Source organism: Vibrio ruber DSM 16370 (assembly GCF_900163965.1).
GTDB lineage: Bacteria > Pseudomonadota > Gammaproteobacteria > Enterobacterales > Vibrionaceae > Vibrio > Vibrio ruber.
Window position 1 is genome coordinate 33,856 of record NZ_FULE01000068.1, and the last position, 17,247, is coordinate 51,102.

The 17,247-nt window shown below is 45.5% G+C and carries 14 protein-coding genes; 4 read left to right on the forward strand and 10 right to left on the reverse strand.

What is annotated here, in order from left to right; translation table 11 throughout:
• Positions 1 to 2: 2 nt before the first annotated feature.
• Positions 3 to 950: a pyridoxal-phosphate dependent enzyme gene (locus VR7878_RS19545; RefSeq protein WP_077337668.1), complete on the reverse strand. Its 948-nt coding sequence runs from the start codon at positions 948 to 950 to the stop codon at positions 3 to 5.
• Positions 951 to 1,359: 409 nt separating this feature from the next.
• Here VR7878_RS19545 and fabV point away from each other — a divergent pair, with 409 nt between their 5' ends.
• Positions 1,360 to 2,562 (forward strand): enoyl-ACP reductase FabV, encoded by a 1,203-nt coding sequence (gene fabV, locus VR7878_RS19550; RefSeq protein ID WP_077337655.1) that lies wholly within the window; start codon positions 1,360 to 1,362, stop codon positions 2,560 to 2,562.
• Positions 2,563 to 2,686: 124 nt separating this feature from the next.
• Here the strand turns inward: fabV and VR7878_RS19555 are convergent, their stop codons facing one another.
• From VR7878_RS19555 to VR7878_RS19575, 5 genes are all read right to left on the reverse strand, one after another.
• Positions 2,687 to 4,369 (reverse strand): aspartate:alanine antiporter, encoded by a 1,683-nt coding sequence (locus VR7878_RS19555; protein WP_077337656.1) that lies wholly within the window; start codon positions 4,367 to 4,369, stop codon positions 2,687 to 2,689.
• Positions 4,370 to 4,565: 196 nt separating this feature from the next.
• Positions 4,566 to 4,832 (reverse strand): GrxA family glutaredoxin, encoded by a 267-nt coding sequence (locus VR7878_RS19560; RefSeq protein WP_038178314.1) that lies wholly within the window; start codon positions 4,830 to 4,832, stop codon positions 4,566 to 4,568.
• 175 nt (positions 4,833 to 5,007) lie between these two features.
• The gene (locus tag VR7878_RS19565) at positions 5,008 to 5,862 is read right to left on the reverse strand and encodes a MurR/RpiR family transcriptional regulator (protein ID WP_077337657.1); all 855 of its coding nucleotides are present in this window, start codon (positions 5,860 to 5,862) and stop codon (positions 5,008 to 5,010) included.
• A gap of 325 nt (positions 5,863 to 6,187) precedes the next feature.
• Positions 6,188 to 7,840, reverse strand: a complete 1,653-nt coding sequence (gene panP, locus VR7878_RS19570; protein WP_077337658.1) for a pyridoxal-dependent aspartate 1-decarboxylase PanP — start codon at positions 7,838 to 7,840, stop codon at positions 6,188 to 6,190.
• 140 nt (positions 7,841 to 7,980) lie between these two features.
• Complete coding sequence (locus VR7878_RS19575) at positions 7,981 to 8,901, reverse strand: HDOD domain-containing protein (RefSeq protein ID WP_077337669.1); 921 nt, start codon at positions 8,899 to 8,901, stop codon at positions 7,981 to 7,983.
• A 319-nt stretch (positions 8,902 to 9,220) separates the two neighbouring features.
• Between VR7878_RS19575 and VR7878_RS19580 the strand changes: the two genes are divergently transcribed.
• Positions 9,221 to 9,826, forward strand: coding sequence for a TfoX/Sxy family DNA transformation protein (locus tag VR7878_RS19580; RefSeq protein ID WP_077337659.1), 606 nt, complete (start codon positions 9,221 to 9,223; stop codon positions 9,824 to 9,826).
• Positions 9,827 to 9,891: 65 nt separating this feature from the next.
• Here the strand turns inward: VR7878_RS19580 and VR7878_RS19585 are convergent, their stop codons facing one another.
• From VR7878_RS19585 to VR7878_RS20970, 3 genes are all read right to left on the reverse strand, one after another.
• Complete coding sequence (locus tag VR7878_RS19585) at positions 9,892 to 10,440, reverse strand: hypothetical protein (RefSeq protein WP_077337660.1); 549 nt, start codon at positions 10,438 to 10,440, stop codon at positions 9,892 to 9,894.
• Between the two features lie 257 nt (positions 10,441 to 10,697).
• On the reverse strand, positions 10,698 to 11,198 hold the full coding sequence (locus VR7878_RS20965) for a response regulator (RefSeq protein WP_139344165.1): 501 nt from the start codon (positions 11,196 to 11,198) through the stop codon (positions 10,698 to 10,700).
• Between the two features lie 21 nt (positions 11,199 to 11,219).
• Positions 11,220 to 13,172 (reverse strand): ATP-binding protein, encoded by a 1,953-nt coding sequence (locus VR7878_RS20970; protein WP_139344166.1) that lies wholly within the window; start codon positions 13,170 to 13,172, stop codon positions 11,220 to 11,222.
• A 293-nt stretch (positions 13,173 to 13,465) separates the two neighbouring features.
• On the opposite strand from VR7878_RS20970, the gene VR7878_RS19595 reads away from it, so the two are divergent.
• Positions 13,466 to 14,719, forward strand: a complete 1,254-nt coding sequence (locus VR7878_RS19595) for a DUF945 family protein (RefSeq protein ID WP_159440510.1) — start codon at positions 13,466 to 13,468, stop codon at positions 14,717 to 14,719.
• A gap of 132 nt (positions 14,720 to 14,851) precedes the next feature.
• On the forward strand, positions 14,852 to 15,988 hold the full coding sequence (serC, locus tag VR7878_RS19600) for a 3-phosphoserine/phosphohydroxythreonine transaminase (protein WP_139344167.1): 1,137 nt from the start codon (positions 14,852 to 14,854) through the stop codon (positions 15,986 to 15,988).
• A 71-nt stretch (positions 15,989 to 16,059) separates the two neighbouring features.
• On the opposite strand, the gene VR7878_RS19605 is transcribed toward serC, so the two are convergent.
• On the reverse strand, positions 16,060 to 17,247 hold a 1,188-nt coding region (locus VR7878_RS19605), incomplete at its 5' end, for a DUF3362 domain-containing protein (protein WP_139344168.1).

Here is a 17,247-nt window from a genome sequence, read left to right on the forward strand (position 1 = left end):
TGTCAACGCAATTTTGCTGCATGATGTCTGTATGGGGGCAGATCGGCATATTTGCGTTGGTATCTGGCCTGCATACTGACATTGCCCAGTAATCCTCCTTGATGGAGATAGATCAGTGGTCTGTCAGGGTGTTCTGCCAACCAACCTTGCAGACACCGCCACATCAGCGGGTCATAGAGTAAATCAAATTCGACTTGAGTTTCACGGCAAAGATTCAGCCACAGCACGTAGTTTTCACGATACAATTTGCCGAAATGGTGTTTCTGCGTCAGAGACAAAATGGTCGGATAGCTGGTGGCTGATAACATATCCCACTGTTTTTTGAGATAAGAGTCACCACCAACACAGGCACAGGTCAAGACTTGAATCTGATGAGAGGCTAGGTGTTGATGTAAATATAGCGCTGTGGTGCCGGTGCCTGAGGGAAGCGCAACAACAGGGTGCTTAATCCGGTGTTGGTTGCACCAAGTGATGATCTCATCCCCAAGAGCTGCGATACCCGGTTGAGCAATATCGCTCCGTCCGCCTTCGGGCAAGACCAGACAATGATCATCAGGGCAGCGAACTTGTTGAATATAATCGTAAGGATGCATCTGCATCACTGCTTCCGGGGATTGTCCTGTGGGATAGATTTTTGCACCGAGTGCCAATGCTGCTTTGTAATTCCCCTGCGGATGTTCACTTACCCACTGCGGGATATGATCAACATAGTATTCAAACTGCCAGCCTCGGAGTTGCGCCAGTGCGGCAAATGAATAAAGAGAATTAGCTTGCGGAGAACCATAGCTGATCAACGTGGTAATTTGAGGCAGGGGGGCATCAAGCAGTGTCATCAGCTTGCGGGCTTTGTTGCCGGAAAACTGAGGATGAAGCAAATCATCTCGTTTAAGATAGAAATGTTTGCCGTTAAAGGTGTGCTCAGTCGTCGGACTATGGGTCAATATATTCATGCAGGCAAGCATAGCTTGAGTTGAGTGCTATCACAAGGCGTACTCAAGGCAAAAAAGCCAGACAAAAAAAAGCCAGTACAAACTGTACTGGCTGCTATAAATAGGAGTTAACAAGAAAAAGCAGTATTGACAAAAAAGTCATTCAACGTTTCTGTCAATCTTGTTAAATCAGACTGGTGATATCCCGGATAGTTCCTCATTTTTTCAGTTTTTTCTTTTGAACCGGTGACTCAGTTCAGGGTGAGGATGAGGAAATTATATTGATTTCAGTAAGATAAAGAGATTTTTGAGCGTGTTTTTGGTGAAAAGAGATCCAACCACTCGCTTTTTCAGGGGAAATATTAAGAAATAGGGTGAGATTTCGAGGCGAACCTTTTATTCTTACGGGGTTTTTTAAAGGAAGTTGAATATGATCATCAAACCTAAAATTCGTGGATTTATTTGTACGACAACACATCCGGTCGGGTGTGAAGCGAATGTCAGAGAGCAGATCGCTTATACGAAATCACAAGGGAGCATCGACAACGCGCCTAAGCGTGTTCTGGTTGTCGGTTCTTCCAGTGGCTATGGACTTTCATCACGTATTGCTGCGGCATTTGGTGGTGGTGCAGCGACGATCGGTGTTTTCTTCGAAAAGCCGGGAACCGAGAAAAAACCGGGTACCGCAGGTTTTTATAATGCTGCTGCGTTTGATAAATGTGCGCATGAAGCCGGTCTGTATGCGAAAAGCATTAATGGCGATGCTTTTTCCCATGAAGCAAAGCAGAAAGCAATTGAGTTGATTCAGCAAGATCTGGGACAGATTGATCTGGTTGTTTATTCTTTGGCATCACCTGTCAGAAAAATGCCTGATAGTGGCGAACTGGTGCGTTCAGCCCTGAAGCCGATTGGCGAGACTTATACTTCAACTGCTGTTGATACCAATCGTGATATGATTATTGAAGCCAGCATTGAACCGGCAACTGAACAGGAAATTGAAGATACTGTCACAGTTATGGGCGGACAAGACTGGGAACTTTGGATCAAGGCGCTCAATGATGCCGGTGTCCTTGCTGATGGCTGCAAGACCGTTGCGTATAGCTATATCGGGACCGAGCTGACATGGCCAATCTATTGGGACGGTGCGCTGGGTCGTGCGAAGATGGACTTAGACCGTGCTGCCACAGCGTTAAACCAACAACTGAGCGCAAAACAGGGTTCTGCCAATGTTGCGGTTCTGAAATCCGTTGTGACGCAGGCGAGTTCGGCAATTCCGGTCATGCCGCTTTACATCTCTATGGTGTTCAAGAAAATGCGTGAAGAAGGCGTTCATGAAGGCTGTATGGAGCAGATCTATCGTCTGTTCCATGATCGGCTGTATCGCCCGGATGGTCAGGCTCCGGCAGTGGATGACAAAAACCGTCTGCGTCTTGATGACTGGGAACTGAGAGAAGATATTCAGCAGCATTGCCGTAGGTTATGGCCACAAATCACCACGGAAAATCTGAAAGAGCTGACCGATTATGAAGCCTATAAAGAAGAGTTTTTGAAACTGTTCGGCTTTGGGATCGATGGCGTAGACTATGATGCAGATGTGAATCCGGACGTTAAGTTTGACGTGATTGATATCTGATTTGTCTTCGGCCAGAGACTAAATTAAAAAGCGCCATCATGGCGCTTTTTTTGATCGAACTGTTCGTTTGCTGTGTTGAGCGGTTCGGTGGAGCAATGAATCGACTCATTGGAATCATCAGACCTTAACTCAGCAGAATAATGACGGTTCCGGTCAGGGTCATCAGAATATTAGCAATGGTATAAGTGCCGGCATATCCGAGTGCAGGGATGGTCGATTTCGCATAGTCATTGACGATATCCATTGCCGGTGCGCAGGTTCTGGCACCGATAATGGCACCGAACAACAGAGCCCGGTTCATTTTCAGGATGTAAGCGCCGATGAGATAAGCAAAAAATACCGGAACAACACTGACCAGAAAAGCCAGACCAATCACTTTGATACCGATTTCTGACAGGTGTTCAAACATACTGCCACCGGCACTGAGGCCAATGCCGACCATGAAAATCATCAACCCGAGATCTTTGGTCATATTCAGAGCCCCCTGTGGAACATAGCCAAAGGTAGGGTGATTGGCGCGTAAAAATCCTAAAGTAATCCCGGAGAGCAGTAACCCGACAGCATTGCCTAAACCAAAAGAGACTTGACCGAAGGTCATGGTAATCAGGCCGAGTGTAATCCCGAAAATGAAAAAGGCACAGAAAGCCAGCAAGTCGGCCATTTGGCTGTGGATTGAGATAAAACCGATTTTATCCGCGAGCCCCTGCACCCGGCTTTTTTCACCACTGACCTGAAGGAGGTCACCTTTGGTGAGCACAATATCTGAGTCCATTGGCATTTCAATCTGTGCCCGGACAACACGGTTGAGAAAACAGCCATATTCGGAAAGATTAAGGTCAGACAGCCGTTTGCCGACCATGCTGTCACTTTTAACCACGATTTCTTCTTCTGAAATACGCAGGTCAAGCAAGTTGCGGTCAAAGACCTCTTTACCGTTTCTGAAGCTTGGGTCCAGCCTGGCGTGGCTGTCAGGGAAACCGACCAGCGCAATTTCATCGCCTTCTTGCAAAATCGCGTCACCATCCGGATGGGCCAGAATGCCATTTCGCCGGATGCGCTCGATATAACAGCCCGTTTGACGATAGATCCCCAATTCACGAAGATTACGGCCATCAATCCAGTCTGTCAGCTCTTTTCCGACCCGATAAGCGCGAATAATCGGTAAGTAGACTTTCCGTTGGCCGTTATGGCCTAAACCGCGTTCCCGGGCGATTTGCTGGGCTGAATCTGAGAGGTTTTGCTTTTGCAGCCTCGGCAGCAGTTTAGCAAACATAATCATACTGATGAGGCCGATGAGATAAGCGATCGCATAGCCGACTGAGACATTCTCCAGAACGCGGGACATCTCCATATTGCGAGGAATTTCTGCCAGCCCTGAGCTTAAGGCATCCTGAGCCCCGACAAGTATCGGAGTTGAAGTCAGCGCTCCGGCCATCATCCCCGCAGACAGACCATAATCGAGATGAAGAGCTTTACCGCCAAAATAAGTGATTAGGTTGGCAATGATGAGGACGGTTAAGCTTAAGATCAGGTAGTGTTTTCCGTCTCGGAAAAAGATACCGAAAAAGTTTGGGCCTGCCTCGATACCGACACAATAAATGAACAGCATGAAACCGATGGTGAGCGCTTCTGAATTCAGAGAAAATCCGAGGTGCCCCATGAGGAGCGAGGTGACGAGAACACCAATGGAGTTGCCGACTTGGAGGCTACCGAAACGAATTTTTCCCAGCGCCAGACCACTCGCAAGGACAACAAAAATAAGCAGAATAGGGTTTTCTTTTAACAGCAAAACAACGTTTATATTCACAACTCAACTCAGGGACGTGGAAAAGATGGCCGGTAAATTGTATCTGAAATATAAGAAAAAATAAGGGGATTTTTCAGGCTTTTTGGCACAAAGAAGAATTTTCATCTTCATGAAGTGGCTGGGGGAGAGAAACTGAATTGCAGAGCGTCAGAAAAGCAAAACCTGCCAGATAATTGGCAGGTTAGTCCGGTCTCGATTATTCGTCGAAAAGACCCAGATTTTCTTTGGCATAAGCTTCGAATTCAGTACAGCCACCAATATGAGTCTGGTCAATGAAGATCTGCGGTACAGTTTCAACGGGCTTGCCTACGGTTTTTTCCAAATCGGCTTTGCTGATGCCTTCTGCTTGGATATCAACGTAGCGGAAATTAAAATCGTCACGCTTTGCTTTTAACGTTTCTGCATGTTCTTTTGCCCGAACACAGAATGGGCAGCCGGGACGACCAAAGATCACTACAAACATAACTTTCTCCTTCATGTGTTGTTGGCGTAACTATGCCTGAAGTCACTTCGGAAATAAAGTTACATCTGCCTCTTGTTTTAATAGATGAAAACAATGTAATCAATGATCTTTTATGGAAACAAATGTGGGCCACGATGGCCCACATAAGATGAAGTTTTGAGAAGACGTTTTCATATCAGAACTGAGGCAACTTATCGTAGCGAGAGTCTTTTAGGGCATCTTTGACGCGTTTGAGGTTTTCCCTGAATCCTGAACCGCGGCGTAATGTAAACCCGGTGGCGAGCACGTCAATCACCGTCATTTGGACCACTCTGCTCGCCATTGGCATATAGACATCGGTATCTTCCGGGACGTCCAGACAGATGGAGAGGGAACTGACCTGATCGAGCGGTGAGTCTTTGGCGGTGATGGCAATGACAGTGGCGCCATTCTGTTTTGCGAGGTGCGCGATCTCAACCTGACTTTTGGTTCGGCCTGTGTGAGAGATCAAGACAACCACATCATTATCGGTGCAATTAATACAACTCATCCGCTGCATGACAATATCTTCAAAACAGGAGATTGGGATATTAAAGCGGATAAACTTATTCTGTGCATCACGAGCAACCGCAGAGGACGCGCCTAAACCAAAAAACGAAATCCTCTTGGCTTGGGTCAGTAAATCAACCGCACGGTTGATTTGTGCTGAATCGATGCTGTTTTTGGCAACATCAAGGCAAGCCATGGTTGATTCGAAAATTTTATGCGTATACGCATCGGGGCCATCATCTTCTTCGACATTACGGTTCACATACGGTGTCCCATTTGCCAGACTTTGAGCGAGATGAAGTTTAAAGTCGGGAAAACCCTTGGTATCTAAACGACGACAGAAGCGGTTCACCGTGGGCTCACTCACATCAGCCATTTTGGCAAGGGTTGCAATACTGGAATGAATTGCAGTTTGTGGTGACGCCATGATGACTTCTGCGACTTTGCGTTCAGACTTGCTAAAATTTTCCAGGTTTTTTTGAATTTTTTCTAATGTATTCATAGTGTTCACACGGGGCAAGAACATTTCAGGAATTCGACCTGATCACTGGCGATATCGAATCATGATACCCAAAGCATTCAACATTCATCACGAAGTGGGCATGGGAAATGAGTATAAACGTATGCACCGGTAATTCTGTAACATTTCAGGTTATCAGATGATAAGAATATGACAGGCCTCAAACTAAATTTCAGATGATCCTTCAATTTTACCGCTAAATCTGAAAAAACAGTATTTCTCTAAGACAAAATGATGCATTTCTTACATCAGTCAGAAATAAAATTTCAGCGGATGTGATCGAGTGATCGTTAATAAGTGATGCGTATCATATTTTATCTGACAGAATGCTTGCTGCTGAGCGTTGGATCTCACGCAGTAATGCAGGCGCTAGTGCAGCAATATGTCGCTGCTCTTCCAAAACTGAATGTAAGATATCTTTGGTGGTTAACGGGTTGGCAAGCACGACACGGAAAACGATGGTATTGAGATACTGCCAACGTTTCGGTGTCAGTTGTGTCCGGGAAACAAATGATTTGCCGGATTCTCTTTGTTTTTTCTGAATAAATTTGGTCAGTTCATTTAATTGTTGATTGAGTTGGTCGAGCGCATCACCGGTGCAGTGTTGCAAGGCGAGACGTGCTTGTTCGGGGACGTAGCGATACGTCAGCAAACACAACTCAGGCTCTGAAACGAGTTCGAAGTCATTCTGTTGACGGATAAGGTCGGCAAAATAAGCCGCTTTTTGAATGCTTTCATTGATCAGCAATTCGTAACCCGCCCGGCTAATAATGTGCATCGATGCATAGACCAGCATTGCCATTCCGGAACGGGAGCCTTCCAGCGTCCGGCTGCCCAGATCTTTAGAGCCCTCACGGAGAATATATTGAGCATGATGTTCAATTGCGTGGCTTGATGTCGGTGACTTAAATAGTACCATCCCGGCGCCCATTGGCAGGTAAAGCTGTTTATGGGCATCGATGGTTACCGAATCAGCCTGTTCGATACCATTGAGCAGATGACGATATTGATTCGACATCAGTGTTGCGCCGCCCCAAGCCGCATCGACATGGAAATGACACTGTTCCTGCTGACAGATTGCCGCTATTTCAGCGAGTGGGTCGATATTACCGGTCTCTGTTGTCCCGGCAACGCCCACGACTGCAAATGGTAAAATCTGTTGCTGCTTCAGTTGTCGTATCGTGGTTTGGAGTGCGTCGGGTTTGATTTTATTATGTTCATCAGTCGGAATGACCACTAACCCTTGTTGGCCGATTCCCAGTAAATCCGCTGCTTTCTTTAACGAATAATGGCCACGTTCTGAGACAAGAATTGCGAGTCCTTCATAGCCGTAATGTTTCATCGCCCGAAACAGACCCTCTTTCTCAACCCCCTGAAATGAGCCCTGAGCCTTGAGCGCATTATTGCGGGCAACCCATAACGCTGTGATGTTGGCGATAGTACCGCCTGAGCAAAATGCCCCCAGTGAATGGTTGGCACTATGCATCCACTGGGTATAAAAGTCTTCGCTACCTGTATAGATCAGTCGGTGTAACATCCCGATGACCTGACGTTCGAGTGGTGTAAAGGCTTTCGATGTTTCAATTTTGACGAGATTTTGGTTCAGCGCGATCATGATTTTTGACAGCGGCATCAGAAAGTAAGGCAATGCAGATGTCATATGACCGATAAAGCTGGGAGCCGATGTATGAACGGATTGAGCAACAACCTTATCCAGTAAATGCTGGGTATGCTCAGAAACAAACACCGGCTGCTCCGGTATTTGAGAGGAGAGAAAATCTTGCTCAATTGCTTTCAGCGGCTTTTCTTCGGAGACGATATGTTCTCTTAAGAACTGATTGAGATTTTGAGAAATCTTGTCTTCGATTTGGGTCAGCGTGGACCCCGGACCTTCCGGTACGGTAAATATTCGAAGCAGGCTGTCAAAATTGGCTTTCGCTGTTTTGCTTTTTAAAACCATAAAGCTATCAAATCGTGTCGTGGCCTATTCTGGCGGGACAATCTAAACGAAAATGTCGCGAATGTCCCGTATTAATTGACGGGCTGCTAACAGCCATCGTCTCAAATATGGCTGTTTTGAGGCGTCTCAAAATCAGGGGGTCAGAATCCAGATGAATGGATGATCGAACGTATCTGAGATTTAAAGTCGTTATCCGATAAGTTACTTAACTCATATAAAACTTCAGCACCGGTTGCGTTGATTTCTATCTCATGATCATCAATGCTTTCGTCTTGCTCGCGAAACAGCAGTAAGTGGTAAGCAATCTTCGCCACATCAAGATAAGAGACTTCTCTTGGCTTATGTGGTCTCTCTTTATTCGATGCCACAGAAAGGAAGTCCTGATCAAATCCCCATGTCTTGAGAACATGATAGCTGGTTCGGTTACAGCGAGATTCAAAAATACGCATGGCCAAATCATGATCAAGGTAGTTACCTTGTTCAAGATAGAGATGATATTCATTGAGTAAGCAGAAGAGACCGATATCTGCCAACAGGCCGACAAGCAAGGCTTTATCTGATTCCAGATAGGCATATTCCTGTGGATCCAGATGTTTAAATGCGTTGGTCACCAGAACCATCGTCGCACATAGCTTTCTCGAATTGGTTGCACTCTCGCGCAGGATTTGATTGCAGTCATCCCGAAGGTTCACTGAGTATTTCAGCTGTTTGACGGCTTGAGCCGTGACAATGTCTCTGACCCGAAAAATCCCCAATCTGGATACAGCAGTATTGATGTCGCTATAGGCAATATTTCTTGAATTAAAAATGACGGAATTCGCAATACGCAGGACAACCGCTGTCAAGCCCGGATCATCGATCAAACACTCTGCGACATCAGTGACCGTCGTGGCTTCATCCAGACAGAGTTTCTGGATTTCCAATACGACTTGAGGGATCGGAGGGAGTTCTATCTTTCCGCTTCGTATAGACAATTCAACCATTTGGGCGAATTCGGTTTCAATTGCCTGAAATAAGGCTTGTTGATCACTCGGAAGCCAAAAAAAAGAGACGTGATTCATATTCATCAGATTCGTTGCTGTTTACGTTATTTTAGCGTTGCACTGACAGCACCGCAATGAATTATCGGAGCGTTATAGAAAATATTGGCCTTTCGTACAAATTGAGAATACACACGCATATTTATTATTCCTGTGTAATTGCACTAGTTTTGATGGGACTCATTTCACACCCCGAGCCGAGATTTTAGAAATCAATTCGTTATATCTTTTAAACCGACAATAAAGCGATAGCTCGGGTGTTCCCGCAATGAATCTCCGAGTTATCGCTTCTATGAAGTCAGCCTGAAATAGACATATAACGACTACCGAGGCTAGGTAAATGATAGCAACAAAATTTTTTGATTACTTAATGGAAAGAGAAAACTTTGACACCAAGTCAATATTTGGAGATATCGGGCTGTTTTGGCAAGACGCTATGTTTGCTTTAATCAGCACCAATCATATTTATATTCGAGGAGGTGGTGTATTAGATGAAAAATTAAATGCTTTAAATTGTGCAAAATATGTTTTTGTTAAAAAACAAAGTATTTCTAAAGTGAACTATTATGATATTACTGAATTATTTCAAGCGAATTATCCATATTTAGGTGAGTTGATTAGTCGCTCAAAAGCTTTGGCTATTTTTCAAAAAAAGCAAAAATATGCATTATCAAACAGACGCTTGAGAGATTTACCCAATCTGCATTTAACCATCGAGCGAATGTTGAAAAAATCCGGGATTCCGGATGTAGCCACATTCTTTCAACTTGGAGCCTTGAAAGCTTTTATCAAAGTCAGGAAGTTGTATGGAACATCGACGGATATCAAGCTGTTATGGAAATTTGTCGGTGCGGTTGAAGAAATTCACTGGAAGCTGATTCCGGAAAAGCGTAGACAACAGTTGCTCAATGAATGCTGTAAATTGATAGAAATAGAGGAGGGATAATATGGAACAGCCAAGTCGCTTAACTTGGCTGTGCTAGTTATGAGTGATCAGACTAAGCGTTCAAATTAGTATTTGAAACGGGCACTTAAGATAACTTGGTCATCATATGTGTCATTAAAGCGAGCTTCGGCAGCAACAGAGAACAATTCTGTAGAGTGAAAGCGCGCGTAGGCTGCACCCAACCAATCGTCATCATCATAAATGCTCAGATAACCCACTTTACCACCGACTTCAAGTTGTGGCCCCAACCACTGGCGAACCCCCAGATTCAATTCCATACCGGTGTCACTACCGCGGGAGTCATCGTGATCAACCATGCGGACTAACATTTCACCGGTAAAATCGGCCCAGTTGTTAATCGGGGCGTGGAAACCTAAGCCACCGGTCAGATCGTAATCACCTTCAAGTTCTGAATCAACGCGTCCTATTACGTGCGCATTGGGATGTACTGACATACTGAAACCCGCGCCATAAGTATTGGGACTAATACCTATCCGTGCTTCATAATAGTCATAACTGAAATTGCTCATCACCGATGGACTGTTTGGGTCTACCGCTGCAAATGTATAACCAGAGGCTAGTAACAACACTGTTGCACCAATAATTTTACGCATAACTGAACCTATCTTGTTTAGAATCCCTGTAAAATGGCAGTAATTCTGCCTTCAATCAACCCTTTAACACATCATAAACCGGATGAGAGGCATAATGCTACCTTAAGAGTGTCATGCTTTTGTCGTGTGAGTAAATCGTTTGCAAATACAATGCCATAAATGCGAGCCAAAACACATGTATCACGGGCTGGCTGGGATAGTTTTTTGGTGGCGAATGACGGTCGTAAGTGCACAACCCGTTTTATCCGTGGCTCGAATTACTCGCCAAACTCACGACGGCGCTGTGATAGTGCCGCAAGTATTTCCGCTGTGTCCAGTATTTTCATCCAAGGTGACAGATCTGCTTCATTCTGAATCATGTACTGAGTCAGTTGGTGTTTAATCGTCTGACGCAGCTCATCTCCCTGCCAAGGCTTACTGATATAAAAATCCAAACCGGCATGATTAATTGCTTTGACCGTATCATCAAGACCAGCCTGACCGGTCAGGAGAACTTTGCGTGCCGTTGCTGTTTGCGGATCGTCATTGAGTTCTATCAGGAATTGAATACCCGTCTGTTCAGGCATGATGTGATCACATAGAATCAGTGCCAGAGGAATGTCTTGTTGTTGACAGTCAGACAGCACTTCTTTTGCCTCGGCTACCGATTGGGCGGCTTCAACGACGAAATCCTCCTCAAAGCAGTCCAGATCTTGTACCACGCTGTCTAAAATTTCCCGTTCGTCATCAACACAGAGAATCAAATAACGTTGCTTCATCGTGTGCTCCTTCATCATTGTTCATGATTGCATGTGTTTATCAATGCCTGACTGGGCGAGGGGCAGATAGACATCAATCGTTGTTCCTTCGCCGACTTGTGAGTTGAGTTGAATCCAGCCTTGGTGCTGTTGAATAATTTGCTGACAGACGGACAGGCCAATTCCGAGACCGAAGTTTCCTTCTTTTTTGGTCGTAAAGTTTAGTTCAAAAATTCTGTCTTGAAGTTCTGCCGGAATCCCTGTTCCGTTATCGCTCACAGTGACACACAGGTAAGCGCGCTGCTGATATTCGACCTGACGGGTGTGGATTTCAATTTTGCCATTTTGCTCGGGCAGGGCATCGAGCGCATTGGACAGTAGGTTGACCCAGACTTGCTGTAATGCAGTCGGTTGGCCGTCAACCATTGCGGTTGCAGCATATTCTTTAATCACTTGGTGTCTTTTGAGCCGGTTTTCAAAAATAACCAGTGTATCTTCCAGTCCCTCATGAATATTGACCGGAAGGTAGTGTTCATCGTCTGCACGCGCATAACTTTTCAGACCTTTGACCATGTCGGTAATCCGGTTGGCGCAGACCAGTACTGAGCGCAGCGCATTCCCGGTTTTCATATAGTGCTCGAGTTGATCAACGTAGGTTCTAGCCGCTGTTTTTTCTAGTTTGAGTTGTTCGATCAAATCATGGTCATGATCGAGTTGTAATTTGACCAGTTTTTTGGTGAGGCTGCGATCCGGCAGCTGATGTTCCAGCATTTTTACCCGTTGCCGTTCTTCTGATGTTGAAAGGGGAGAGACGGTCATGGCGCGGTGCAGTAATGTGGTTGCCTGCTCGCTCAATGCCGGGGTGTGTGCCTTGAATACCCACTCAATTTGCTCCGTCAGTGTTTCGGCCCCGCGCAGAATCGCTGCGACAGGATTATTCAATTCGTGAGCGACGCCTGCCACGAGTTGACCGAGCACGGCAAGTCTTTCCCGTTCCACTAACTGTTGTTGAGTGGCCTCCAGTGATTCGAGCGTCTTCTGTAATTCCAGTTTGGTGGTAATACTACGTTGTAAGCGTCGGTTAAAATGACGTAAAAGCAAGTTGGTGAACAGCGGCAGCAGTTGACTGTCTGAATGCATTACTTGGGTAAAAACTTCCCGATCCAGTTTAATCACATGGGTTTTAGTGAGTGTCACTGCGGTTGAAAAGGAAGGCTCGCCCGTCACAAACGACATTCCACCGACCAGATTCCCTTTTTGATGCCGGACAACTTCACGTTTATGGCCGAGTTCATCTTGCTTAAACAGCGCCACTTCTCCTTGAGTGATAAACCAGAGAAACTGATTTTCTTCGCCTTCCCGGGTGAGCAGGTGATTGGGGGAGTATGTTCGGCAGGCGTGGGTTTCATCTTTTTGCTTAAAGAAAGCATACAAGAGAATGATCACCTTTTCGGCCAGTTCGGTATCACTCATCTGATGATAGTCATCAATAAACCCCTGTCGAAAATGTCGCATCGAGTTATCGACATGAGCCCGTAAGAGTCGTTTTTGGTCGAGCACTTGACTGTAGTCTAATAAATTGTCAGATTCGGCATCGAGAATAAAATGAGTCAGCTCTTTGTAGGCCGTCTGGTACAAGATTTGGTCAGGTAGTGGTTTGGTGAGTGCGTAATCCAGCCGTCCTTCGTTGACGGCAGATAAAATAACCTGAATATCTTTTCCTGCGCTAATCAGCACTTTTCTGGCGTTTTGGGTGTGGGGTTGCTTGTCAAGCTGAATTAAGAAATCGGCACCATCGAGCGCATCATGGTGGCAGGCGATCACTAAAGCAACAATTTGTGAACGTTCATGAATAAAATCCAGTGTATACTGCGCGTCGCTGATAGAATCTACACAGTAGAGATCAAACAGGCCGGTAAACGGGGTCAGTTCATGCTGATACTGTTCCACACTAATCGGATTGTTATCTAAGCAGATAATCGCGTAGTTGTTCACAATGCTCTCACGGATAAGAATGCTTTTCTGAAACTTTACCAAGGTTTTACTGATAGGGATGAGAGCTAAGTTCTATAATGAGTTGTTTGTCGGTGGAAAGACGTGAAACGGTCTGAATTGAATGGACTGATTTAAAATATCATCGATGAATAGCATTAAAAATATAAGGATAAATATTCAAATAACTTTGCTTTTTCTCTGTTTCAACGCGCTTCCGCTTTGAATCGATGTGTATTAGTTTGAAGGTTATTTGAGTATCTATGATAGACAATAAACCAAAGAGATCCTGTGTTATGAATCAACTTAAAAAAGTAGCAGCGGTTGGCGGTGCGGTCTGCTTGATGGCTTCTTGGCCATTAGTCGTCGGACAGATAGCCGAGAGAGTATTTAAAGACAATATTGCCAATATTGATAATCAGTTGGTGAGCGCAAAGGTTCTGACTTATGACCGTGGCTATCTTTCGTCACATGTTCAAACCGAGATTCAGGTGACTGATCCGGGCTTAAAAGCACAGATGCAAAATGATGATTTACCCACGTCATGGGTATTGAACAGTGACGTGAAACACGGGCTTTTTTCCATTGATGCCATCACTCAGTTAGACAATCAGCCGGAGAAGTCGATCAAAATCGTCACTCAAACCCAGCTCAACGGCAATACCCATTTTGAAGTGGATAGCCAAGTAACCCATTATCAGGGGAATACATGGTCAATGACATTCACACCGATATCATTGTCCGGTGATGTCACCACATTGGGGGAAATTGATTATCGGTTGGATATTCCGTCGATGCAGTTTAGCAATAACGAGCTTCAGATCCAGTTGAATAATCTCTATGGCAACGGTCAGGGTAAAAAAGAGAAGGGGTTCTGGATTGGCTCTCAGACACTCCAAGTGGATAAAATGGTTATGTCTGATGATTCCGGGCTGGGTGATTTCACTTTAGAGAATGTCGGGTATCAGAACACATCTTCTATGGATGCGGATCGGATCCGGTACGATACACGTCAGCAGTTTAACATTGCTAAAATCGCGGCTCAGGATGGTGTGGTCGAACACTTGAATGTGATTTTCTCGATGGGGCAGCTTGATGTCGATAGTCTGGCGCAGATTGCTGAAATACTAGAGCATTATGCCGATATCACCCCGGCGGATGCACAAAATTTACAACAAGCATTTGATCGGTTGGTTGCCAAAGGATTTTCAGTGGCATTAGAACAGCTGGATATCGGTTTAGCCCAAGGACAAATCGAGTCTAAAGTTGATCTGAAGTTGCCGCAAGATACACAAGAGACAGTGCAAGACCCACTGGAGGTTGTCAAAAAACTGACAGGACATGTGGAAAGCCAAGTGCCGAAAGCGGTTGCTGATGCTTTCCCGGTATTGCGCCAAAGTGTTGATGAGCTCGTCACCATGCAGATGATGCAGGAACAGGGAGATGCTTATCGGATGGATGCAACCGTGCAAGACGGTGAGCTTGTTTTTGCCAGTGGGAAGAAAGTGCCGCTGATGGTGCTCCTGATGTCAGCAATGATGCAAATGTAACCACTTTTTAGCATTGAATTGATTTATGGCGGGTTATTTCAGGCTCGCAATCCGAAAAGAGGCAATTCGCCTCTTTTCTGCTTTTTTTGTCACAGAAAAAGTGATATTAATCAAAGCCTCTATTATAAATGCATGATTGACCGTAGGAGCAACAAACCCATGAAGTTAAAGTCTGACACCGTGTATAACTTCAGTGCAGGCCCTGCAGCTTTACCAAAAGCCGTGATGGAACAGGCGCAAGCCGAGTTTATCAACTGGAATCAACTGGGCACATCGGTGATGGAAATCAGCCATCGCAGTAAAGAGTTTATTCAGATCGCCCAAGAGGCGGAGCAGGATCTTCGGGAGCTGTTGAATATTCCTGACAACTATAAAGTTCTGTTTTGTCAGGGAGGTGCCAGAGCACAATTTGCTGCTGTGCCGCTGAACTTGTTGGGTCAGTCAACCAAAGCAACTTATATTGATGCCGGATATTGGGCAGAGAGTGCAGTTGATGAAGCAAGTAAATACTGTGATATCGATTTGTTTGATGCCAAAACCGAAATTGACGGGAAAATGGCCGTAAAACCAGCCAGTGAATGGCAGATTGCACCAGACTCAGCGTATGTTCACTTCTGTCCGAATGAAACCATTGATGGGATTGAGATTAATGATTTGCCGGTTACGGATAAACCGATTGTGGCAGATATGTCTTCTAATATTCTGTCACGGGAGATTGATGTCAGTCAGTACGGTGTGATTTATGCCGGTGCGCAGAAAAATATCGGACCGGCCGGGATTACGATTGTCATTGTTCGGGATGATCTGCTGGAACTGGCTCATAAGGTGTTACCGACGGTTCTCAACTATAAAGAACTGGCGGAAAAAGATTCCATGTTCAATACGCCACCAACGTATGCTTGGTACTTGTCCGGTCTGGTCTTTAAATGGCTGAAAAATCAGGGTGGGGTTAAAGCAATCGAGCAGGTTAATCGCGAGAAGGCCGACGTGCTTTATGACTACATTGATCAATCGCCATTCTATCGTAACACGATTCATCCGAATAACCGTTCACGAATGAATGTTCCGTTTCAGTTGGCCAAACCTGAACTCGACGGCAAGTTTCTTGAACAGGCAAAAGAGAGAGGTTTAGTTGCGTTAAAAGGTCATCGTGTCGTCGGGGGGATGCGGGCGTCAATTTATAATGCAATGACATTGGAAGGTGTTCAGGCATTGGTTGCATTTATGCAAGAGTTTGAAACAGAAGAGTTTGAAACAGAAAACGCATAATCCCAATTCATATCCTATTGATTGAAAAACGCAGCAAATGCTGCGTTTTTTTATGAGTGATGGAAGAGTTGTTAGCTTACCTGTTTCGATTTGGCAGCGTTTTTACCACGTTGCTGTGACTTCGTTGGCTGAGCGGCCGTTGCCTGAGGTTGATTGCGGCCTTTGCGCAACGGCGTAAACCCCGGCTGAGATTTGGTATGTTTGGTCGCAAAACGGTTTGCCCCATGTCTGCCGGATTTTCGACGTTGGGCCGGTGTTTGTTTTTGTTGATCGTCTGCCGGGATCAGGCAGTGTGGCCCGTCACCAATCAGATGCTTTTTGCCCATATCAACCAGAGCCTGACGGATTAACGGCCAGTTATTCGGATCATGATAGCGCAGCAACGCTTTATGCAGGCGGCGCTGACGTTCTCCTTTCGCTACCGGCACAACATCGCGCTTTTTATATTTAACGCGTTTGAGCGGGTTCGTTTCGGCGTGATACATAGCGGTCGCATTACACATCGGGGACGGGTAAAAATTTTGCACCTGATCGCATTCGAAATTATTTTTCTTCAGCCATAGTGCCAGATTCAACATATCCTCATCTTCGGTGCCGGGGTGCGCGGAGATGAAGTAGGGGATCAAATACTGTTTTTTTCCGGCTTCAGCACTGTATTGTTCGAACATCGCTTTGAATTGCTCGTAAGCGCCCATACCGGGTTTCATCATCAGATCTAATGGCCCTTTTTCGGTATGTTCCGGAGCAATTTTCAGGTAGCCGCCGACGTGATGCGTCACCAGCTCTTTGACATACTCAGGGGACTCAATGGCTAAATCGTAGCGCACACCAGACGCAATCAATACTTTTTTAATCCCTTCCACTTCACGGGCTGAACGGTACAGATCGATAGTATGTTTATGATCAGTATTGAGTTTGTGACAGATTCCCGGGAATACACAGGAAGGTCGCCGACAATTGGCTTCCGCTTTCGGGTCTGAGCAACCTAAACGATACATGTTGGCCGTCGGGCCTCCGAGATCAGAGATAGTGCCGGTAAAACCGGGGACTTTATCGCGAATCTCTTGTAACTCTTCCAAAATCGACTCTTTGGAACGATTCTGGATAATCCGGCCTTCGTGTTCGGTGATGGAGCAGAAAGAGCAGCCCCCGAAGCATCCGCGCATAATATTGACTGATGTTTTGATCATATCGTAGGCCGGAATTTTTGCTTTGCCGTAACGCGGATGCGGTACCCGGGCGTAAGGCAGGCCAAATAC

What these genes read in the sequence shown, in the direction of transcription:
- VR7878_RS19595 (WP_159440510.1), top strand. Translation starts at nt 13,466, where the DNA reads ATGAATCAACTTAAAAAAGTAGCAGCGGTTGGCGGTGCGGTCTGCTTG.
- VR7878_RS19565 (WP_077337657.1), bottom strand. Translation starts at nt 5,862, where the DNA reads ATGAATACATTAGAAAAAATTCAAAAAAACCTGGAAAATTTTAGCAAG.
- VR7878_RS19580 (WP_077337659.1), top strand. Translation starts at nt 9,221, where the DNA reads ATGATAGCAACAAAATTTTTTGATTACTTAATGGAAAGAGAAAACTTT.
- VR7878_RS20965 (WP_139344165.1), bottom strand. Translation starts at nt 11,198, where the DNA reads ATGAAGCAACGTTATTTGATTCTCTGTGTTGATGACGAACGGGAAATT.
- VR7878_RS19560 (WP_038178314.1), bottom strand. Translation starts at nt 4,832, where the DNA reads ATGTTTGTAGTGATCTTTGGTCGTCCCGGCTGCCCATTCTGTGTTCGG.
- serC (WP_139344167.1), top strand. Translation starts at nt 14,852, where the DNA reads ATGATTGACCGTAGGAGCAACAAACCCATGAAGTTAAAGTCTGACACC.
- VR7878_RS19585 (WP_077337660.1), bottom strand. Translation starts at nt 10,440, where the DNA reads ATGCGTAAAATTATTGGTGCAACAGTGTTGTTACTAGCCTCTGGTTAT.
- VR7878_RS19575 (WP_077337669.1), bottom strand. Translation starts at nt 8,901, where the DNA reads ATGAATCACGTCTCTTTTTTTTGGCTTCCGAGTGATCAACAAGCCTTA.
- panP (WP_077337658.1), bottom strand. Translation starts at nt 7,840, where the DNA reads ATGGTTTTAAAAAGCAAAACAGCGAAAGCCAATTTTGACAGCCTGCTT.
- fabV (WP_077337655.1), top strand. Translation starts at nt 1,360, where the DNA reads ATGATCATCAAACCTAAAATTCGTGGATTTATTTGTACGACAACACAT.
- VR7878_RS19545 (WP_077337668.1), bottom strand. Translation starts at nt 950, where the DNA reads ATGAATATATTGACCCATAGTCCGACGACTGAGCACACCTTTAACGGC.